Consider the following 21,559-nt stretch of genomic DNA (forward strand, 5'->3'; position numbering starts at 1 on the left):
CTGGTTGTCCTGCGCCCTGGCCCTGGTGTTCGGCATCGCCGGGCCCACCCAAGCGGCGACGCGTGCCGAAGCCCTTGCCGCGATCGAGCGCAACGCGCGCGGCGCGCATTCCGATGCGGTCCTGGTAATGCACGACCGGGAGACGCTGCTTGAGCTGAAGCCCGCCGCGGGGCAGGAATCGGTTCACCTGATGTCGGCCACCAAGTCGGTCGTCGCGCTGGCCATTGCGTTGCTGCTGGACGAAGGAAAGCTGGCTTCGATCGATACGCCGGTCAGCCAGATCTATCCCGAATGGAAGCAGGGCAGGAAGAGCGCCATTACCGTGCGCATGCTGCTGGACCATACCTCGGGCCTGCAGAACGTGCCGAACGCGGGCGAAGAGCTGGAAGGGGCTCCGGACCTGGTCAGGCTGGCACTGGCCGCCGAGCTGAGCGATGCCCCGGGTACCGTGTTCTCCTACAACAACAAGGCCACCAACCTGCTGCCCGGTATTGTCGAGCGCCTGGCAGGCGAGCCGCTGGATGCCTATGTGGACGCGCGCCTGTTCAAGCCCCTGGGCATTGCCCACTACACCTGGATGAAGGATGAGGCAGGCACCCCGCTGGGCATGGCCGGGCTGTCCCTGCGCGCGGCCGATCTTGCCGCCATCGGGCAACTGTTGCTGGAAGGAGGCGTGGCGCCGGATGGCAAACGTCTCCTGAGTGAGCAGTCGGTCGCGTTGATGACGACCGAAAGCGCCCGTGCGCCAGATGTCGGGCTGCTGTGGTGGCGGGTACCGGCCTGGGAACGCTACCAGCTCAAGCCCCGGCTACAGGATCTGCTGGTGCAAAGGAGGGTGGACGACGACGTGCAGCGCGCACTGCAGGCCAGTGCAGGGCGTGCATTCGAAAGCCGCAGCGCGCTGGTGGCCTTCCTTGCCGATCAGTTGGGCGCGGACTGGTCGCAGCGTTACGGCAGCCAGATCTCCGGGCGAGGGCTGAAGCTTGCCGATCTCTACGACATCACACGGGGGCCGGTCGTCGGCTTCGCCGCCAACGGCTACCTGGGCCAATACATGATGATCATTCCGGAACAGCGTGTCGTCGCAGTGCGCCTGATCCACCGGCGCGAGAGCCACAACGCTCCACAGGACGACTATCCCTCCTTCTTCGCCGATGTCCTGCAGTTGGCGCGGACACTGCAATAGGCCCTGTCGCCATCATGTCCACGCGCGCTGAACATCTTCCTGGAGCGTTCTTCACTGTCGTGCCGCCTAAAGTGGGATGACATCTTGGCCGCACACCTACTGAAGCATGTTTGATTATCAGGACTGGACCTTCCACGCCAATGGCCGAACGGTAGTGGCGCGGGTAGCGCTGGACGGTGAAGGTGGCGGCACCATCAACCGCTACCAGCTGGTGCCGGGACCGGCACAGTCGGGGTTGTGCATCAAGGTCGCCTCCCAGGACGAGGCCGCGCAGAAACTGGAGGCCGAAGTGACGAAGCTGCTGGGACCGGTGTGGTAGCCACTGCGCCATGCCGGCCGGGCATCCGCATGCTGATGGCGGAATGACCGGCCCGGGCAACGGGCATCGCGCCGGATGCCCGTTGCATGAGGACGCCTACTTGGGCATCAGCACGGTGTCGACCACGTGGATGACGCCGTTGGACTGGCTGACATCTGCAACGCTGATGCCTGCCTTGCCACCCTCTGCATCGATCACCCAGAGCTTGCCATCGTGGAGCGCCACGGTGAGAGGCTCACCCTGCACGGTCTTCAGGGTGGCCTTGCCGCCGTGCTTGCGGGCATCGGCCAGAAGCTGGGCCGAACTGTAGCTGCCCGGGACGACGTGGTAGGTCAGGATCCGGGTCAACCGTGCCTTGTTTTCCGGCTTCACCAGCGTATCGACAGTGCCTGCAGGCAGTTTTTCGAAGGCCGCATTGGTGGGCGCGAAAACAGTGAAGGGCCCGGTGCCGTTGAGGGTGTCGACCAGGCCGGCTGCTTTGACCGCTGCAACGAGCGTGGTGTGATCCTTGGAATTGACGGCGTTCTCGACGATGGTCCTGGTGGGGTACATTTCTGCCCCGCCCACGATGACGGTGTTGGCGGCGAAAACTGAGGAGCCGGACGAAACGAGTACGGCGAAGCCGACTGCGGCGGCGATGCGCTGAAGAGCGTTCACGGTGCGTTCCTTTCTGGATGACCCACAAGTGCGGGCATCTTTCCTACGTCGGGTGAGCGTGACCGGATGCAGCAGCCGGGTCATCGGCTGTGTCGCGCGCTGCTGGTTTGCTGCGCTGCATGGTGACAAGCGCGAACCGGGGTGATTACTCTCCGCTGCAACGCGATGGTAGCGCTACCAGTCGGACGGGGATCCAGGGTCCGGGAGGCTGCCTTCTTTGCCGCGTGTTTGTCCTGGCAGGCTTGAAAAGCAAGTGTAAGTCGCGGCGTGCCCGAGCACCCGTGCTGTTCGGTTTGGAATGCGGGCCACGCCCGTGCGTGCCCCTGGGAGGGGGCGGTACATCCATTCGATCGTATGTCAGAGGGGACTTTCATGAGCACCTGCAGTTTCCGTGGCACCCCGGGCCCGAGGTCCGGTTCATGAGCCGCGCGTTGGCGAAGTTCCGGTCCCGGGCCATGTTCACCTTCGTGGGTGGTGCCCTGGTCATCAATCCCGCCTTTGCGCAGGACGCCGCACCGGCGACCGGGCAGCAGCCGCAGAGCCAGTCGCAACCCACCCAGCTTGATGCAGTGCAGGTCACGGGCATACGCAACAGCCTGAGCCAAGCCATGGATATCAAGCGCGACTCGGCGGGCGTGGTCGATGCGATCAGCGCCGAGGACATCGGCAAGTTCCCCGATACCAATCTTGCCGAGTCGTTGCAGCGCATCACCGGCATCTCCATCGAGCGCCGTGACGGCGAGGGCGCGCAGGTGACCGCGCGTGGCTTCGGTCCGCAGTTCAACATGGTCACGCTCAACGGTCGGCAGATGCCGGGCGCGGACGCGTTCGGTGCCTCCGGACAGGTGGCCATCGGCGGTGTCGACGGCGGCACCCGCGCCTTCAATTTCGCGCAACTGGCCGCCGAGGCCATCAATGGCATCGAGGTCTACAAGACCAGCCAGGCACAGGTGCCCAGCGGTGGCATCGGCGCGACGATCAATATTCTGACCTCGCGCCCGCTCGATCACGCCGGCATCGTGGCCAACGCCGGGGCGAAGCTGGTCTCCGACCAGAGCCAGCCGTTCGACAATGACCTGACACCGGAGCTGTCGGGCATCTTCAGCTACAGCAATCCGGAAAAGACCTTTGGCGTCAGCCTCAGCGCGAGCCAGCAGAAGCGCAAGGGTGGCTCGGTGCAGGCCACGGAGAACTATTGGAACGTGCAGCCGTGGACAGGGTCGATGCCGGGCAACCCGACCGTGGTCAATGCCCCGGCCGTCGGCCAGCTTTACGCGCGGCCCAACGACCTGCGCTACGCGTTCTCCGAATTCGAACGCGAACGCGTCAACGGCCAGGCCGTGCTGCAGTTCGCACCGACGGACAGCCTGACCCTGACCGTGGATTACACCTACTCGACCAACGAAATCACCGAGAATCGCGGCGAGCAGGGCATGTGGCTGCAGAACAGCAACTACACCAACGTCGAGTTCGACACCAGTGGCGCCGTCGCGACGCCGGTATACATCCGTGAAATCGCCGGCACCAAGGATTTCGGCCTGGAACAGCAGCGCAGCATGCAGGAATACAAGCTGGGTTCGCTGGGTTTCAATGCCGTCTGGAATGTCAGCGACCGCTTCAAGCTCAGCTTCGATGCGCACAACTCGAAGAACGAGAGCCGCCCGAATGACCCGCTCACCGGCGGTGGTTCGATCTTCATGAGCATCGCCGGCACCAACAACTGCACCCGTGGCCCGCATTGCGGTGGCTCCTGGGTGCAGGAGTTGAACTTCAACAATGGCCTGCCGGTTGGCACCCAGGTCTGGTATCCCAGCACCGCCGATGCGGTCGCCGGGACCAATGGCGTGGTCAATCCGGGCTTCCAGGAAGGCGAGGTTGGCACGCAGGTGCTGCGCGTCAACGCGCAGACCCAGATCAGCGAGATCAAGCAGGCGCGCGTCGATGGCGAATGGAACTTCGACCACGGCCGCTTCCAGTTCGGCGTGGACACCAACAAGTCCACCACCCACCGCATCCAGGCCGCCGAGGCCTACTCCACCCTGGGTGACTGGGGCGTGGCCAACGTGGACCGGGATACCGCCGCGGGCCTGATGGACCTGCTTCAACCGGTCAGCATCGTCGGCTTGTTCGACGACTACAGTGCAAACAGCTGGCCGGCCTGGCGCGGCAATGCCGGGCAGCTCGCGCAATGGGCGTCGCGCGAGTACGGCGTTGGCCTGGGTGTGAACCCGCAACGCGCGGCCGACAATTTCGTGGAAGAGAAGACCAAGGCGGCGTACTTCCAGGTAGAGCTGGACGGGGAACTGGGCGGCATGCGCACCAACACGCGCCTGGGAGTGCGCTATGAAACCACCGACGTGGTGTCGACCTCGGTCATTGCCGTTCCCGAGTCCATCGAGTGGCAGGCCAACAACGATTTCCGCATCGTGCTGTCCGATGAGCAGCAGCCCTTCACGGAAAAGGCGCGGTACAGCTACATCCTGCCCAACCTTGATTTCAGCATCGACCTCACCGAGGAACTGAAGGGCCGTGTGTCGTTCGGCAAAAGCATCGCCCGCGCGCCTTACGGCAATCTCTATGCAGGACCCGGGGCCCAGCAACCGTTCGGCTCGGTGCTGATCGATCCCTCGTCCCGCGCCAGCGGCAATTCCCAGAACCCGAGCCTGAAGCCGCTGGAATCGGACAACCTCGACCTGGGGCTGGAGTGGTACTTCGCCGATGCCAGCTATGTGTCATTGACCTACTGGAACAAGTCAGTCAGCAACTTCATCGGCAACACCGTCGTCCAGGAAAGCCTGTACGGCCTCACCGACCCGACCTCCGGGCCGGATGCGCGGGCGGCGTTGGACTTCCTGACCAGCGGCGCCTGCGTCGCCCAGGTCGGGCCGGCCAACGCAGCCGCCTGCTCGGCCAACGACACCTCGCTGTTCACCGCACTGGCGTTGCTGCGCAACAATCCTGCCGGCCTGGGCGCCTACAACGGAACCGATGCGCAGGTCCTGGCCACCGAAGCGGCCTACGATCTGTATGGGCAGGCCAACGATCCGCTGTACCAGTTCAACGTCAATCGCCCGATCAACCAGAACAAGTCCAAGCTGCACGGCTGGGAGCTGGGCGGTCAGTACTTCTTCGGTGACACCGGGTTCGGCGTACTGGCCAACTACACGGTGGTGAAAGGTGATGTCGGCTACAACAACGGCGGCGATCCGGGTATCGACCAGTTCTCGCTCACCGGCCTGAGCGACACCGCCAACGCCATGCTGATGTACGAGAAGTACGGGTGGTCGGTGCGACTGGCATGGAACTGGCGCGATCAGTACCTGATCCTGGCCAACCAGGGCTCCAGCCGCAATCCGTACTATGTGGAGCCGTACGAGCAGTGGGATCTCAGCGTCAACTACGCGCTCGATGACCACTGGTCCTTCAGCCTGGAGGCGATCAACCTGACCGGTGAGGATGTGCGGTGGCGCTCGCGCACGTCGCAGATGATCGTCAAGCTGGCAGACCAGAGCCCGCGCTACATGCTGGGCGTCCGCTACAAGTTCTGAGCCTGGTTGCCGACGCGTCCGGCACGGCACCGCTGCCCGCCAGCGGTGCCGTGCCGGGACGGTGTCGCCGCACCTGTCGCGCCTGCGCTACCCTGCTGTCCAGCCACCCCGCGCTGGACTGGATATCCTGATGGCCCGCTATGAAATGCTCAACAACATCGCGCATCGGGACCTGAAGGTCGCCACCGGCTTCGGGCCGCAGTTCGGCGATGCGGTGGGCATGGTGCCGGCCTATCCCAGCGAGTTCGCTGAACTGCAGCGTGAGTATCCGATCTTCCTGCGCAGGGAGACCGGGACGGAAGCGTGGCAGTCCGTGGCCCTGCTGGGTTTCGAACAACACGAGAACCTGTTCCTGCAGGACGGGCGCTGGAATGCCTCCTACCTGCCTGGCGCGGCCGCCAAAGGGCCTTTCCTGATCGGGTTCCAGGAGCACTACGTGGATGGCGTGCTCACCCAGGATGCGGTGATGCACGTGGACCTGGACCATCCGCGCGTCACCGCCGGCGCCGGTGAGCCGGTGTTCCTGCCGCAGGGCGGCAACACGCCCTACCTGGACCACATCGCCGGCGTGCTGCGCGGCATCCACGAGGGGAGTGCCTTCGCGGCCAATATGTTCACGATGCTTGACGACTGCGGGCTCATCCAGCCGGTCACGCTTGATGTGCAGCTCGCGCCGCATCACCGCGTGGGCGTGAGCGGATTGCACGGCATTGACCGCGAGCGCCTGGCAGCGCTGGACAGTTCACGCCTGGCTGCGTTGAACCGCGCCGGTTACCTGGAAGGTGCATACCTGATGCTTGCCTCGCTGCATAACATGCGCCGCCTGATCGCCGAGAAGCAGCGCCGTCTCCGCGTCCAGGACGGCACCACGCAGGCGGTCAGGAACTGACCGGTGCACGCCAGCCTGCCGATGCGGATCCTGGAAGGCATCGATCCTGCCGCGTTGCCATTGGCTGACCTGGTGGACGCCGGTGAGCCGGTCGTACTGCGCGGCATCGCCAGCGGTTGGCCACTGGTCCAGGCCGGACTGGGCGGCGTGCACGACGCGATGGTGTACCTTTGCAGCGTCGATGCGGGTGCGCCCATCCAGTACTCGTTCGGCGGCCCCGAGATCGCAGGCCGCCCGTTCTACAGCGCGGACTTCACCCGGCTGAACTTCGAAGTGCGGCGGGGCCTGCTGGCCCAGGTGCTGGAAGAGATCGCCACGACGCTGCATGCGCCGCGGCCGCCAACCTATTACGTGGCCTCGCTGCCGATCGAGCGGGCCCTGCTCCCGGCATTCGCGCAGGCCAACGACGCCGGGCTGGCGAAGCAGGGCATCGACGCCACCGCCAGCATCTGGATCGGCAACCGGGTGACGGCCTCGTGCCATTTCGACACACCCGACAACCTCGCCTGCTGCGCGGTGGGGCAGCGCGAGTTCACGCTGTTCCCGCCCGCCCAGATCGACAACCTCTATCCGGGTCCGCTCGATCCCACGCCGGGTGGACAGGTGGTCAGCGTGGTGGACTTCGAACACCCCGACTTCGGTCGGCATCCACGCTTCCGTGACGCGCTGGCGCATGCACGCAGGGCGGTGCTTGGGCCGGGCGATGCGATCTTCATTCCCAGCATGTGGTGGCACCATGTACGCAGCCTGGAACCGTTCAACGTGCTTGTGAACTACTGGTGGCGAAGCTCGCCGGCCTGGCTGGGGGCGCCTCTGGCGGCGCTACAGCACGCGATGTGGTCCGTGCGCGACCTGCCAGCGCGTGAGAAGCAGGCCTGGGAAGGGCTCTTCCGATACTACGTATTCGGCCCCGGCGAGCGCGCCGGGCAGCACCTGCCTGACACGGCGCGCGGGGATCTGGCACCGTTCGACGAGCAGCGCGCCCGCCGCATGCGCGCGATGCTGCTGGGCAGGCTCAACCGTTGAGAGAGGGCACCGTGTTGGATACCGAGAGCACGCCTGCAGGGCGCATCCGTAAAGTGGTCATTGCCGGTGGCGGTACAGCGGGATGGCTGGCCGGCTGCGCGCTGGCGCATCAGTTCCGTGACCAACTGCAGATCACGCTGGTCGAGTCCGAGCAGATCGGCACGGTCGGCGTCGGTGAGTCCACCGTGCCGCCGATCCGCACCTTCCATCGCTTCCTGCAGATCGACGAGCAGGAGTTCCTGCGCGCGGTGGCCGGTACCTTCAAGCTGTCGATCTCGTTCGAGAACTGGCGGCTGCCGGGGGATCGATTCTTCCATCCGTTCGGCACCATCGGCCATGGCACCTGGGCGGCTCCCTTCCATCACTTCTGGCTGGACAGCCTGCGCCGCGGCATGCCCTCGGACCTGGGCGACTTCTGCCTGGAGAGCATCGCCTCGCGTGGCGACCGCTTCTCGCTGCACACCCAGCCGCAGGCCAGCTATGCATATCATTTCGATGCCAGCCTGTATGCGCGGTTCCTGCGCCACAGGGCCGAGGCCCACGGCCTGCGCCGGATCGAAGGCAGGATCGCCCTGGTCAGGCAGCACGCACACGACGGCTCGGTGCAGGCGCTGGTGCTGGACGACGGCCAGGTGATCGAGGGCGATCTGTTCATCGACTGCACCGGGTTCCGTGGCCTGCTGATCGAGCAGGCGCTGGGCACCGGCTACGAGGACTGGCACGAATGGCTTCCGTGCGATCGGGCCGTGGCGGTGCAGACCGAAGCGGTGGCGCCGCCGGTTCCCTATACCCGCGCGATCGCCCATGAAGCGGGGTGGCGCTGGCACATCGCGCTGCAGCACCGCGTTGGCTGCGGGCTGGTGTATGACAGCCGCCACCTGTCCGATGACGGGGCCGCAGCGAAGCTGCTGCGCGATGCCGGGGCCCCACCTTTGCGCGATCCATGGAAGGTGCCGTTCCGCAGCGGGCGCCGGCTGAAGGCCTGGAACGGGAACGTGGTGTCGCTCGGGCTGGCCAGCGGTTTCATCGAACCGCTGGAGTCGACCAGCATCCATCTGACGATCAGCGCGGTGGTGCGTCTGATCCAGTTGTTCCCGTTCGACGGCATCCGTGCGTCGCTGGTGAAGCTGTACAACGATGTCAGCCGCCAGGAAATGGAGCACGTGCGCGACTTCATCATCCTGCACTATCACGCAACGCAGCGCACCGAACCGATGTGGAAGGCGTGTCGCGAAATGCGCGTGCCCGAATCGCTGCAGCAGCGGCTGCAGGCGTGGCGCGAGCGCGCACACGCCTGGCAGGACCCCGGCGAGCTGTTCCGCGTGGAATCGTGGACCAGCGTGCTGCTCGGGCAGGGCATCGCGCCCGGTCCTGCCCACCCGCTGGCGCGGGCAGTGAGCGACGCCGATCTGCGCACCCTGTTGAAGGGCATCCAGCAGCCGGTGCAGCAGGCCGCCGCGCAGATGCCGACGCAGGCGGAGTTCATCGCGCAGTACTGCAGGTCCGGCGTTGACGTGTGGCGTTCGACGGCAGCAAACGCGTAGCAGGGTTTTGCGTTGCAGCACGCTTTTTCCGCTGCAGCTGGTTACAGTGCGGCAACACCGGTGGCGATGACGCGAGCGGTGGCAAGGAGGGGCTGAACATCACGCCCCTTTTTTGAGTCCACGGAATGTTAGCGCTACCTTTTTTGAATGGAGGCGGTTTCGATGGGTCTGGTTGCAGGAATCGATGCAGGGACGCAGAGCCTGAAGGTGCTGGTCTATGACCCGCGGAAGCAGGCGGTTGTGGCCTCGGCCAGCGCGCCGCTCGCGCTGGACAGCGGCACCGACGGCAGCCGTGAACAGGCGCCTGCCGACTGGGTGTCGGCCCTGCGCGACTGCTTTGCCCGGATCGATCCCTCGCTGCGCGCTCGCATCGTCGCGCTGGCGGTATCGGGCCAGCAGCATGGGTTCGTGCCGGTTGATGATGCTGGTGAAGTACTGGCGCCGGCCAAGCTGTGGTGCGACACCAGCACCTCGGCCGAGTGCATCCAGATCATGGACGCCGTGGGCGGGTTGCAACGGACCATCGCGTTGGCGGGCAACCCGATCCTGGCCGGCTACACAGCGTCCAAGCTGCCCTGGACCCGGATCCACCGTACCGACGCCTACGCGCGGATGGCGACCATCCTGCTGCCACACGACTACCTGAACTTCGTGCTGACCGGGCAGCGGTTCTGCGAGCTTGGCGATGCGTCTGGAACCGGTTGGCTGGACGTGCGCACACGCACCTGGTCGCAGCAGCTGCTGCGCGCAACCGACCCTGATCGTGATCTTGCCGCCTGCCTGCCGCCCATCGCATCACCCGATGCGCTGTTCGATATCGCGCCTGCTGCGGCAGCCGCGCTGGGGCTGCCGACGGCGGTGAAGGTGGCCGTTGGCGGCGGCGACAACATGATGGCGGCGATCGGCACCGGCTGCGTCACGGAAGGTCGGCTGGCGATGAGCCTGGGAACCTCCGGAACGCTGTTTGCCTACTCCGGATCGCCGGTGATCGATACCGACGGCGCCTGGGCAGCGTTCTGCTCGTCGACGGGGGGCTGGCTCCCGCTGATCTGCACCATGAACTGCACCGTGGCGACCGAACAGGTGGCCCGTGCCTTCGGCTTCAGCACTCGCGACGGCGATGCGCACCTGCGCGCGACGCCACCGGGAGCAGGCGGGCTGGTGATGCTGCCGTTCCTCAATGGCGAACGTACCCCTGACCTGCCGCTGGGCAAGGGCGTGCTGGCTGGCCTGGACACCGCCAATTTCACCCCGGCGCATGTGTACCGCGCCGCCATGGAGGGCGCGACCTACAGCCTGAAGTACGGCTACGACGCCTTTGTCCGCGCAGGCATGCAGTTCGATCGCATCGTGCTCACCGGCGGTGGCAGCAACAGCGCAGCCTGGCGTCAGCTGGTGGCTGATGTGTTCGGCCTGCCGGTGGACGTCCCGGTGCATGCGGAAGGTGCGGCATTTGGAGCGGCGCTACAGGCGTTGTGGGCGTTCGCCAGGGCGCAGGGAGACGCCACCCCGATCAGCGACATCACCGCGCGCCACGTCACCGTCGATCCCGCGCTGTCCGCACGGCCGGATCCGGACCGCAGCGAAGCCTATGCACGGGCCTACGCACGCTTCCTCAGCCATCTTGATGCCATCACGCCGCTGCAGCACGGCTGATGGCTCCTCCACGACACCCCGTACAACGACAGGAGCACGCACCATGAGCACGCAGCCCTTCATCGGCGCCAAGGAGTACTTCCCCGGCGTCGGCCGCATTCCGTTCGAGGGCAAGGGCTCGGACAATCCGCTTGCCTTCAAGGTCTACGATGCCAAGCGGGTCATCGGCGGCAAGACCATGCAGGAGCATCTGCGCTTCGCCGTGTGCTACTGGCACACCTTCTGCAATGCCGGGCACGATCCGTTCGGCCCGGGCACCCGGCAGTTCCCGTGGGAGGCATCGTCGCCGCTGGCCACGGCCGAGGCAAAGGTGGACGCCGCGTTCGAGTTCTTCACGAAGCTGGGCGTGCCGTACTGGTGCTTCCACGACATCGACCTGGCGCCGGATGCCGATGACATCGGCCAGTACCAGAAGAACCTCGCGCACATGGTGGGCCTGGCCAAGGCGCGCCAGGAGGCCACCGGCGTGAAGCTGCTGTGGGGCACGGCCAACCTGTTCTCGCACCCGCGCTACATGAACGGCGCATCGACCAATCCCGACTTCGCGGTAGTCGCGCGTGCAGCCGTGCAGGTCAAGGCTGCACTGGAAGCGACGGTCGAGCTGGGCGGCGAGCATTACGTGTTCTGGGGCGGACGCGAGGGCTATGCGTCGCTGGCCAATACCCAGATGAAGCGCGAGATCGAGCACTTCGCACGCTTCCTGACCATGGCCCGCGACTACGGCCGCAGCATTGGCCTGAAGGGCAACTTCCTGATCGAGCCCAAGCCGATGGAGCCGATGAAGCACCAATACGACTTCGACAGTGCCACGGTGGTGGGTTTCCTGAAGGAGCATGGGCTGGACAAGGACTTCAAGCTCAACATCGAGGCCAACCACGCCACATTGTCCGGGCACACCTTCGAGCACGATCTGCAGGTCGCGTCCGATCACGGCCTGCTGGGCAGCATCGACGCCAACCGCGGCAACGCGCAGAACGGCTGGGACACCGACCAGTTCCCCAGCGATCTGTACGACACCGTCGGCGCGATGCTGGTCGTGCTGCGCCAGGGTGGGCTGGAGGGCGGGTTGAACTTCGATGCGAAGGTGCGCCGCGAGTCGACCGACCTGGAGGATCTGTTCATTGCCCACATTGGCGGCATGGACGCGTTCGCACGCGGCCTGGAGGTTGCCCATGCACTGCTGACCGAGTCGCCCTGGGAGCAATGGCGCAAGGAGCGCTACGCAAGTTTCGACAGCGGTGCCGGCCAGGATTTCGAGCGTGGCACGCTCAGCCTGCCGGACCTGGCGGCACTGGCCTCCCGGCTCGGCGAACCGCGCCAGACCAGCGGCAAGCAGGAGCGTTACGAAAACCTGCTCAACCAATACCTGCTGCGCTGAGCGCGGCAGGCGAAGGGCGCAACGGTGCACTCAAGGGGACGGGGATGAACCAGGCAGCAGGCAGCGGTGAAAACACACGACTGATCGTACTGATCAGCGTGGTAGCGACGATTGGCGGTTTTCTGTTCGGCTTCGACAGCGGTGTGATCAATGGCACCCAGGATGGCCTGCACCAGGCGTTCCGGTCCGGCGAATGGATGCAGGGCTTCGAGATCGCGTCGATGCTGCTGGGCTGTGCGGTGGGCGCGTTCAGTGCTGGACGGCTGGCCGACCGCCTCGGCCGTCGCAACGTGCTGATCCTTTCGGCAGTGATGTTCCTGCTGTCGGCGCTCGGTGCCGGGGCGGCGGTCTCGTCGGGCTGGTTCATTGCGGCGAGGGTGGTGGGCGGATTCGCGGTAGGCGCGGCCAGCGTGATCTCGCCGGCCTACATTGCCGAGGTCGCTCCAGCCCGCTATCGCGGCCGACTGGCTACGGTGCAGCAGATCGCCATCATCACCGGGCTCACCGCTGCCTTCCTGTCCAACTACCTGCTGGCGGCTGCAGCGGGCGCGTCGACCGAACCGCTGTGGGGTGGGCAGGCCGCCTGGCGCTGGATGTTCTGGATGCAGGCCGCGCCATCGCTGCTGTTCCTGCTGCTGTTGCTGACCATTCCTGAGAGCCCGCGCTACCTGGTGGTGAAGCGGCGCAAGGACGATGCACTGCGGGTGCTGACCCGGCTGCTGGGTAGCGACAAGGCCCGCGCCACGCTCGAGGAGATCGATGCCTCGTTGTCCAACGACCATCATCGCCCTCGCCTGTCCGACCTGAAGAGCCGGGCGACCGGGCGGATCCGCCCGATCGTCTGGGTCGGCGTCGGGCTGGCCTGCTTCCAGCAGCTGGTCGGCATCAACGTGGTGTTCTATTACGGCGCCGTGCTGTGGCAGGCGGTCGGCTTTTCCGAAAACGACGCGCTGCTGATCAACGTGCTGTCCGGCGCGCTGAGCATCGGTGCATGCGTGGTCACGGTACTGCTGATTGACCGGATCGGCCGCAAGCCCCTGCTGTGGTTCGGCTCGGCAGGGATGTCGCTGTCGCTTGCACTGGTGGTGGTGGCCTTTGCCAGCGGTTCGCTGGCGGACGGGCACCTGCAGCTGCCCGGTCGCATGGGCACGCTGGCGCTGGTGGCGGCCAATGCCTACGTCGTGTTCTTCAATCTGTCCTGGGGGCCGGTGATGTGGGTGATGCTGGGCGAGATGTTCCCGAACCAGATCCGCGGTTCGGCACTGGCGGTCGCTGGCGCAGCGCAATGGACCTCCAACTTCGTGGTCACGGTGACGTTCCCGATGCTGCTGGCCGCGGCAGGGCTGGCAGCCACCTACGGCATCTACCTGGTGGCTGCCGTGATCTCGGTGATTTTCGTGGTCCGGCATGTGCACGAGACCAAGGGCAAGGAACTGGAGCAGATGGAAGGATGAGCGCCATGACATCGCAGGCCTTGGTAATCCGCAGCGGCGCGTTGGTCGCCGCACTGATGCTGGGATTGCTCGGCTGCCGCGGCCAGGACCGGGCTGCCGCCGCCGCAGCTACCGACAATGATCCCTGGCCGAAGGTCGCCTGGCCGCTGGCCGCGGATCCGGCACTGGAGAAGCGCATCACCGACCTGATGGCCGGCATGACGGTGGAGGAAAAGGTCGGCCAGCTGGTGCAGGGCGACATCGCCAGCGTCACCCCCGACGACGTGCGCCGCTACCGCCTCGGCTCGATCCTGGCCGGAGGCAACTCCGATCCTGGCGGCCGCTATGACGCCTCGCCGGCCGAATGGCTGGCGCTGGCCGACGCGTTCTACGACGCCTCCATGGATACGTCCAAAGGCGGCAAGCCCATCCCTCTGCTGTTCGGCATCGATGCCGTGCACGGGCAGAGCAACATCATGGGTGCCACGTTGTTCCCGCACAACATCGGGCTGGGCGCCACGCGCAATCCGGAGCTGCTGCGGCAGATCGGTGGCATCACCGCGCTGGAGACCCGCGTCACCGGCATGGAGTGGACGTTCGCGCCGACCGTTGCGGTACCCCAGGATGATCGCTGGGGACGCACCTACGAAGGCTACTCCGAATCGCCGGAGGTGGTGGCCAGCTATGCCGCCGCCATGGTGGAGGGATTGCAGGGCAGGGTGGGAACACCGGAGTTCCTCGATGGCCGCCATGTAATCGCCTCGGTGAAGCACTTCCTGGGCGATGGGGGCACCACTGACGGCAAGGACCAGGGCGACACCCGTATCAGCGAGGCAGATCTGGTGCGCATCCACGCGGCCGGATACCCGCCGGCAATCGCCGCCGGCGCGCAGACCGCAATGGCGTCGTTCAACAGCGTCAACGGTGAAAAGATGCATGGGCACCGGCATTACCTCACCGATGTGCTCAAGGGCCGCATGAACTTCGGTGGCTTCGTGGTGGGTGACTGGAATGGTCATGGACAGGTCAAGGGCTGCACCACCACAGACTGCCCGGCCACCATCATCGCGGGCCTGGACATGGCGATGGCTTCGGACAGCTGGAAGGGCTTCTACGAGACGACGCTGGCTGCGGTCAAGGACGGCCGGATCACGACGCAGCGGCTGGACGATGCAGTGCGCCGGATCCTGCGGGTCAAGTTCCGCCTTGGGCTGTTCGAGGCCGGCAGGCCATCCACGCGGGCCGTCGGCGGGCAGTTCGCACTGATCGGCGCGCCGGCACATCGCGCGGTCGCCCGGCAGGCCGTGCGCGAATCGCTGGTCCTGTTGAAAAACCAGGACCACGTCCTGCCGCTGTCTCCGAAGCAGCGGATCCTCGTGGCCGGCGACGGTGCCAACGATGTCGGCAAGCAGGCGGGCGGCTGGACGCTCAACTGGCAGGGCACCGGCACCACCGGCAAGGACTTCCCCAATGCGGACACGATCTATGAGGGCATCGCGCGCCAGGCCAGCGCGGCGGGTGGTGAAGCCGTGCTTGCCGTTGACGGTCGCTATGCAGTGAGGCCCGATGTGGCGGTGGTGGTGTTTGGCGAAGCCCCCTATGCCGAGTTCCAGGGAGACCGGCCGACGCTGGCCTACAAGCCCGGCAACGAAACGGACCTGGCGCTGCTCAAGCGGCTCAAGGCCGAAGGCATACCGGTTGTTGCGGTTTTCCTGAGCGGGCGGCCGCTCTGGGTGAACCGGGAAATCAATGCCGCCGATGCCTTCGTGGCTGCGTGGCTGCCGGGCTCGGAAGGCGCCGGCATTGCCGATGTACTGCTGCGCGGAAGCGATGGCCGCGTGCAGCACGATTTCAAGGGCAAGCTCAGTTTCAGCTGGCCGCGCACCGCCACCCAGTACGCCAACAACGTTGGCCAGAAGGACTACGATCCGTTGTTTGCGTTCGGCTTCGGCCTGACCTACGCCGACAACGGCGACCTGGCCGCGCTGCCGGAGGCATCGGGCGTGACCGGCAACGAGGGCGCGACCGGCGTCTACTTCGCGCGTGGTGACGCAGGCCCTGGCATGGCGCTGCGACTCGAGGATGCCGCTGGCCAGGGCCTGACCGTGACCCGCGTACCGGACGCATTGCCAGATGACCGGCTGAAGATCACCGGCGTGGATCATCTGGCGCAGGAGGATGGGCGACGCCTGGCCTGGTCAGGCAAGGGCGAGGCCGTCGCTGCACTGCAGTCGCACACGGCGCTGGACCTGCAGCGCGAATCCAACGGCGACCTGATGCTGCTGACCACGCTGCGGGTCGACGCTGCGCCGCAGGGTGAGGTGTGGCTGTCGGTCGGTTGCGGCGCGGGCTGCTCGGCACGCATCGCCATCGGGTCGTCGCTGGCGGCGCTTCCACAAGGCCAGTGGAAGCGTGTTGGCGTGCCGCTGAAGTGCCTGGCCAAGGCGGGCGCCAAGCTGGACGCGATCGACCGACCGTGGTCGGTGGTGACGGGCGATGCGATGACGATCTCCGTGTCACGCGTCGCGCTGGGTGCGCTGAACGAAGCCGAGGTCACCCTCGGATGCGGAGCATGATGCCTGCGCTACCGCCGCCGGGGTGGCGCGGCGACCGAATCGCGTGCGATCAGCCGATGCGGCATCACATGATCGCGCAGCACCGTTGCGTCCGCCGCCGGACGGCGGATGGTGCGCAGCAGGATGTCGACGGCCGCGTTGGCCATCGAGGCGATGGGCTGGTGGATCGTGGTCAGTTCCGGCCACACGGTGGTGGCGGCCGAGGTGTCATCGAAACCCACGACCGACAGGTCGCGCGGCACTTCCAGCCCGCGCCGATGCGCCACCGAGATGGCGGCGGCGCCCATGTCGTCGTTGCTGGCGAAAATCGCCGTCGGTGGCCGGCGTTGGGACAGCAGCTTCTCGGCCGCGGCCAGGCCGGACCGGTAGGTGTAGTCACCGTGCTGGACCAGGCCAGGGTCCACCGCCAGCCCGGCCTCGCGCAGGGCGGTGACGAAGCCGTCGTAGCGGAGCGCACTTGCGCTCAGGTCATCGCGCCCACGGATGAAGCCGATGCGGGTGTGTCCCTGCCGGAGCAGGTGATCGGTCATTTCCCTGCCCGCACTGAAATCGTCGATGCGGACGCAGGACAGGGCCTCGCTCAGGCGCCCCGATGCGATGGCCACCACCGGTATGCCAGCCTTGACCAGTTCGCTTACGGCGGCCTGCGATTCGCACAGGGGCGGCGGCAGGATCACCCCGTCGACGCGTCCGGCGAGCGCGCGCGCCGCCCTGCGTTCGGATTCGGCATCCAGGTTGTCCCAGTAGTCGATGACCAGCTGGATGGCGGAACTGGAGGCGACGCGCAGCAGGCCCACCAGCAGTTCACGCAGGTAGGCGCCGCTGGGGTTGGTGTAGATCAGCGCAATGCGCGTGTGCTGTGCGGCGGCCAGCGAACTGGCGGCAAGATTGGGCGTATAGCCCAGCTCACGCACGGCGCGCAGCACGCGCTCGCGGGTGACGTCGCGCACCTTGCCCTGGTTGATCACCCGCGACACGGTCATCGGCGAAACGCCGGCAAGGGCCGCAACCTCGTCGATCGTCACGCCTGCGGTTCTGCGGCGAACCGATTTCTTCGGCTTGTCCAATGCACGATCCCTTTGTTCTTGGTGGCGCTGCCGCGCGGGTGCGAAGGACGATGATGCGCTGCCCCGGGCCCGGACGTAGTCTACAAAGGCGCATGTTAACGCCGTTGTTGCGCGCTGTCGGCACGCGCCTGTGGGCCGTGGTCGTGCTGCTGGCCTGTGCTGGCGGGGCACGGGCGGAGGATGGCTATGCGCTGTGGATGCGCTACCAGCCGGTTGCCGCAACGGTCGCTGCCGATTACCGGCGGCAACTGGCCGAAGTGGTGGCCCCGGATTGCACGCCGATGCAGCGCGCTACCCGCGACGAGCTTGCGCGCAGCCTTTCTGGATTGCTGGGAACGGCCCCGCCAATGCGAACGGCAATCACTACCGACCATGCCCTGGTGCTGGGTACGCCGCAGTCTTCGGCGCTGGTTGCCGCGTTCGGCAACGAGATCGCCACGTTGGGCGACGAGGGCTTCCTGATCCGGCAGGTCCGGACCGGGGGGCGCGATGTGCTGCTGGTGGCGGCACGCCAGGATGTCGGCGTGCTGTACGGCACCTTCCATCTGCTGCGCCTGCTGCAGCGTGGCATGTCGTTGCGGGGGCTGGAGGTGCGTGAGTCGCCTCGGGTCGCACTGCGTCTGCTCAACCATTGGGACAACCTGGATCGTTACGTCGAGCGTGGCTATGCAGGCAGCTCGCTCTGGGACTGGCAGACGTTGCCGCAGTGGCGTGACCCGCGCTACACCGATTACGCCCGTGCCAACGCCTCGCTCGGCATCAACGGCACCGTCCTCAACAACGTCAATGCCAGTGCGATGAGCCTGTCGCCGGCCTATCTGGCCAAGGCCGCCGCGCTGGCCGACCTGTTCCGCCCCTATGGCATCCGGGTCTACCTGAGCGCGCGCTTCAGTGCACCCATCGAACTCGGCGGCCTGGCAACGGCTGATCCCCTGGATCCGGCTGTGCGGCGCTGGTGGCGCGACAAGGTCGATGAGATCCATGCGCGCATTCCGGATTTTGGCGGCTTCCTGGTCAAGGCGAACTCCGAAGGGCAACCCGGCCCGCAGGATTACGGTCGTTCCCATGCCGACGGCGCCAACCTGCTGGCCGACGCGCTGGCGCCCTACAACGGTGTGGTGATGTGGCGGGCCTTCGTGTACTCGCACGAGGTTCCCGAAGATCGCGCCAAGCAGGCATACAGCGAGTTTGTCGGGCTGGACGGCGCCTTCCGCCCCAACGTGATCGTGCAGGTGAAGAACGGCCCCATCGACTTCCAGCCGCGCGAGCCGTTCCACCCCTTGTTTGGCGCGATGCCGCGCACGCCGCTGATGATGGAGCTGCAGATCACCAAGGAGTACCTGGGTTTTGCGACGCACCTGGTGTACCTGGGAACGCTCTACGAAGAAGTGCTGCAGGCCGACACCCATGCACGCGGCGAAGGCTCCACGGTCTCCCGCGTGGTCGATGGCTCGCTGGAGGGTCATGCGCTGACCGGTATCGCCGGCGTCGCCAACATCGGCGTGGACCGCACCTGGAGTGGCTCGCACTTCGATCAGGCCAACTGGTACGCCTTCGGCCGACTGGCCTGGAACCCGCAGGAATCCGCGCGCGCGATTGCCGAAGACTGGGCAGCGCTGACCTTCTCGCCCGACCCGCAGGTGACCGGCCCGATCGTGCGGATGATGATGGACTCGCGCGAGGCGGTGGTGGATTACATGACGCCGCTGGGCCTGCATCACCTGATGGCACGCGGCCATCACTACGGCCCCGGCCCCTGGGTGGACGGCGGCCCGCGTGCGGACTGGACGTCGGTGTACTACCACCGCGCAGATAGCAAGGGCATCGGCTTTGACCGCAGCGCCAGCGGAAGCAACGCCGTGTGCCAGTACGCGCCGCAGGTGGCCGAGGTCTATGGCGACCCCGAGCGGGTGCCCGAGTCGCTGCTGCTGTGGTTCCATCATGTGCCGTGGGACCGCCGCATGCGCTCGGGCAGGACGCTCTGGGACGAACTGGTCGGGCGCTATTCGCGCGGTGTGCGCCAGGTGCAGTCGATGCAGGCGACCTGGGCCGGCCTGAGCGACCGGATCGATCCGCAGCGGCATCGGCACGTCGCGGCGTTCCTGCAGATCCAGCACAACGAAGCGCAATGGTGGCGTGACGCCAGCGTGGCGTACTTCCAGTCGCTTAGTGGCCGGCCACTGCCCGCCGGCGAGCGGCCGCCGCCGCATCCGTTGTCGTACTACCAGGCCTTGCAGTTTCCGTTCGCACCGGGGGATGGCCGATGAGCAGGTTCGAAGCGGTCGGGTGTGCGCTGTTGATGATGGCTGCGGCAGTAGTGGCGATGCCGGCCGCGGCGCGGGAAACGACGGGACTGCTGCATCCCCTGTTCAAGGATCACGCGGTCCTGCAGCGCGACCGGCCCATTGCGGTCTGGGGGCGCGCAGGCCCCGGGCAGCCGGTTTCCGTGACGTTTGCGGGGCAGGCGGTGAGCAGCCGGGCGGACGCCGCAGGCCGCTGGCAGGCGATGCTGTCCCCGGTCGCCGCTGGCGGTCCCTACACGCTGGAGGTAAACGACGGAACGCGCCGGCAGACGGCACGCGATGTGCTGATGGGCGACGTATGGCTGTGCTCGGGCCAGTCGAACATGGAGCTGCCGGTGTGGCGCTCGCTCAACGCTGCCAGCGAGATCGCCTCGGCCACGATGCCACGGATCCGGCTGTTCACCGTGCCGCAGGAGGGGGCCGCGCAGGCACAGGAGAGCTTCAAGGGCGACCCTGCATGGACAACGGCAACCCCCGACAGGGTGCGCGACTTCTCCGCAGCCTGTTTCTATTTCGCGCGCGAGCTGCAGCGCACGGCTGCCGTGCCGATGGGCTTGATCCAGGCGGCGTGGGGCGGGTCCCGGATCGAGGCGTGGACCAGCACGGGCGTGCTGCGCGGGCAGGGCGGCATGGACGAGCCCCTGGACATCCTTGCTCAGTCTGCCCACGACCCGCAGCAGGCACATGCACGCTGGGGTCGCTACTGGCAGCATTGGTGGGCCTCACGCGAGGGCGCACTGTCAGGTGACGCACCATGGCGGACGGATGCCGATGACCGCGGATGGTCGCGCGCACCGGCCACACTGGGCGCATGGGAGCGGTGGAACGAGCCCGCACTTGCCGACTACAACGGCATGGTCTGGTATCGCACGCAGGTGATGCTGAGCGCTGAACAGGCTGCACGCGGCGCGACCCTGGAGCTGGCATCGGCTGACGAGGTGGACGTGACCTGGGTGAACGGGGTCGCCGTCGGCAGCCAGTACGGCGCCGGCGAGAGGCGCTACCCGTTGCCACATGGCCTGCTGAAGGCAGGATCCAACAGCATTGCGGTCAACGTGCTGGACACCTACGGCGAAGGCGGCCTGGCCGGTCCTTCAACGGCACACCGCCTGCAGTTCGATACCGGCGAGCGGGTGCCACTGCAGGGACCGTGGATGTATCGGGTTGCGCCGGGCCAACAGGCGCCGCCGTTTGCCCCCTGGCAGGCCGCCACCGGGCTGTCGACGCTGTACAACGGAATGATCGCGCCGCTCGGCGGCTTCGGGCTGCGCGGCATGCTCTGGTATCAAGGTGAATCGAACACCGGCGATGGTGCGGCCTATGCAGTGCGGTTGCGTGCGCTGCGCGAGGACTGGCGACGGCAGTTCGGTGCGCGCACGCCACTGCTGCTGGTACAACTGGCCGGCTACGGCCAGCCGCCGGCTGCGCCCGCCGACAGCGGCTGGGCGCAGGTGCGTGAGGCGCAGCGGCGCGTCGCGGCCGAGGATGCGCAGAGCGGTCTTGCCATTGCCATCGACATCGGCGACGCCTACGACATCCATCCGCCGAACAAGCAGGAGCTCGGGCGCCGCCTGGCGCGCGTGGCGCGCCATGTGGTGTACGGCGAGCAGGGCGTAGCACCGTCGGGCCCGCGAGCGGTCACCGCCGTGCGGACGCCCACGGGCGTCGCCATTGCGTTCGAGGATGTCGAAGGCGCGCTCACCGCGACCGGCGCACTGCGTCCGATCGGCTTTGAACTGTGCGAGGCAAGGGGCCATACGCGCCACTGCGAGTACGCCGATGCCGGACTGGATGCGCGCCGGATCCTGCTGCGCGGCCCGCTGTCCACGCGCGCAACGCATGTGCGCTACTGCTGGGCCGATGGCCCGGTGTGCACGCTGCGCGACCGCAGCGGGGCGCCGGCCGGCCCGTTCGAACTTCCCATTGCCGAAGCCGAGGCCCGACGATGATGACGTTGTCCAAGCAGTCCCCTCTGGC

General features: G+C 66.6%; 14 protein-coding genes. 12 read left to right on the forward strand and 2 right to left on the reverse strand.

Annotated features, from left to right (window positions below):
- Nucleotides 1-4 precede the first annotated feature (4 nt).
- Nucleotides 5-1,186: a serine hydrolase domain-containing protein gene (locus N5D45_RS00965; RefSeq protein WP_228355366.1), complete on the forward strand. Its 1,182-nt coding sequence runs from the start codon at nucleotides 5-7 to the stop codon at nucleotides 1,184-1,186.
- Between the two features lie 106 nt (nucleotides 1,187-1,292).
- Nucleotides 1,293-1,505, forward strand: a complete 213-nt coding sequence (locus tag N5D45_RS00970) for a hypothetical protein (RefSeq protein ID WP_010485683.1) — start codon at nucleotides 1,293-1,295, stop codon at nucleotides 1,503-1,505.
- A 96-nt stretch (nucleotides 1,506-1,601) separates the two neighbouring features.
- Here the strand turns inward: N5D45_RS00970 and N5D45_RS00975 are convergent, their stop codons facing one another.
- A complete protein-coding gene (locus N5D45_RS00975; RefSeq protein WP_043395883.1) occupies nucleotides 1,602-2,162 on the reverse strand; it encodes a fasciclin domain-containing protein in 561 nt (186 codons plus the stop codon).
- 419 nt (nucleotides 2,163-2,581) lie between these two features.
- Here N5D45_RS00975 and N5D45_RS00980 point away from each other — a divergent pair, with 419 nt between their 5' ends.
- The 8 genes from N5D45_RS00980 (at nucleotide 2,582) to N5D45_RS01015 (ending at nucleotide 16,212) form a co-directional block, all read left to right on the forward strand.
- Nucleotides 2,582-5,710 carry a TonB-dependent receptor gene (locus tag N5D45_RS00980; protein ID WP_029380038.1) on the forward strand — a complete coding sequence of 1,043 codons (3,129 nt, stop codon included), beginning with the start codon at nucleotides 2,582-2,584 and terminating at the stop codon, nucleotides 5,708-5,710.
- A 130-nt stretch (nucleotides 5,711-5,840) separates the two neighbouring features.
- Nucleotides 5,841-6,599 (forward strand): SapC family protein, encoded by a 759-nt coding sequence (locus N5D45_RS00985; RefSeq protein WP_043395877.1) that lies wholly within the window; start codon nucleotides 5,841-5,843, stop codon nucleotides 6,597-6,599.
- A gap of 3 nt (nucleotides 6,600-6,602) precedes the next feature.
- Nucleotides 6,603-7,625 carry a cupin-like domain-containing protein gene (locus tag N5D45_RS00990; RefSeq protein WP_109814146.1) on the forward strand — a complete coding sequence of 341 codons (1,023 nt, stop codon included), beginning with the start codon at nucleotides 6,603-6,605 and terminating at the stop codon, nucleotides 7,623-7,625.
- An 11-nt stretch (nucleotides 7,626-7,636) separates the two neighbouring features.
- Nucleotides 7,637-9,169: a tryptophan 7-halogenase gene (locus N5D45_RS00995; protein ID WP_279938369.1), complete on the forward strand. Its 1,533-nt coding sequence runs from the start codon at nucleotides 7,637-7,639 to the stop codon at nucleotides 9,167-9,169.
- Nucleotides 9,170-9,331: 162 nt separating this feature from the next.
- Complete coding sequence (xylB, locus tag N5D45_RS01000; protein ID WP_164191295.1) at nucleotides 9,332-10,825, forward strand: xylulokinase; 1,494 nt, start codon at nucleotides 9,332-9,334, stop codon at nucleotides 10,823-10,825.
- A gap of 43 nt (nucleotides 10,826-10,868) precedes the next feature.
- Nucleotides 10,869-12,203 (forward strand): xylose isomerase, encoded by a 1,335-nt coding sequence (gene xylA / locus N5D45_RS01005; protein WP_164191298.1) that lies wholly within the window; start codon nucleotides 10,869-10,871, stop codon nucleotides 12,201-12,203.
- 44 nt (nucleotides 12,204-12,247) lie between these two features.
- On the forward strand, nucleotides 12,248-13,657 hold the full coding sequence (locus tag N5D45_RS01010; protein ID WP_010485699.1) for a sugar porter family MFS transporter: 1,410 nt from the start codon (nucleotides 12,248-12,250) through the stop codon (nucleotides 13,655-13,657).
- Nucleotides 13,654-16,212: an exo 1,3/1,4-beta-D-glucan glucohydrolase gene (locus tag N5D45_RS01015; protein WP_197656482.1), complete on the forward strand. Its 2,559-nt coding sequence runs from the start codon at nucleotides 13,654-13,656 to the stop codon at nucleotides 16,210-16,212. The genes N5D45_RS01010 and N5D45_RS01015 overlap by 4 nt, the downstream gene beginning before the upstream one ends.
- A gap of 8 nt (nucleotides 16,213-16,220) precedes the next feature.
- Here the strand turns inward: N5D45_RS01015 and N5D45_RS01020 are convergent, their stop codons facing one another.
- Nucleotides 16,221-17,279 carry a LacI family DNA-binding transcriptional regulator gene (locus tag N5D45_RS01020; RefSeq protein ID WP_019337710.1) on the reverse strand — a complete coding sequence of 353 codons (1,059 nt, stop codon included), beginning with the start codon at nucleotides 17,277-17,279 and terminating at the stop codon, nucleotides 16,221-16,223.
- Between the two features lie 92 nt (nucleotides 17,280-17,371).
- Here N5D45_RS01020 and N5D45_RS01025 point away from each other — a divergent pair, with 92 nt between their 5' ends.
- Nucleotides 17,372-19,546, forward strand: a complete 2,175-nt coding sequence (locus N5D45_RS01025; RefSeq protein WP_228354516.1) for an alpha-glucuronidase family glycosyl hydrolase — start codon at nucleotides 17,372-17,374, stop codon at nucleotides 19,544-19,546.
- A 32-nt stretch (nucleotides 19,547-19,578) separates the two neighbouring features.
- A complete protein-coding gene (locus N5D45_RS01030; protein ID WP_228355365.1) occupies nucleotides 19,579-21,531 on the forward strand; it encodes a sialate O-acetylesterase in 1,953 nt (650 codons plus the stop codon).
- Nucleotides 21,532-21,559 lie beyond the last annotated feature (28 nt).

Source organism: Stenotrophomonas sp. GD03819, from assembly GCF_029841665.1.
Taxonomy (GTDB): Bacteria; Pseudomonadota; Gammaproteobacteria; order Xanthomonadales; family Xanthomonadaceae; genus Stenotrophomonas; species Stenotrophomonas geniculata.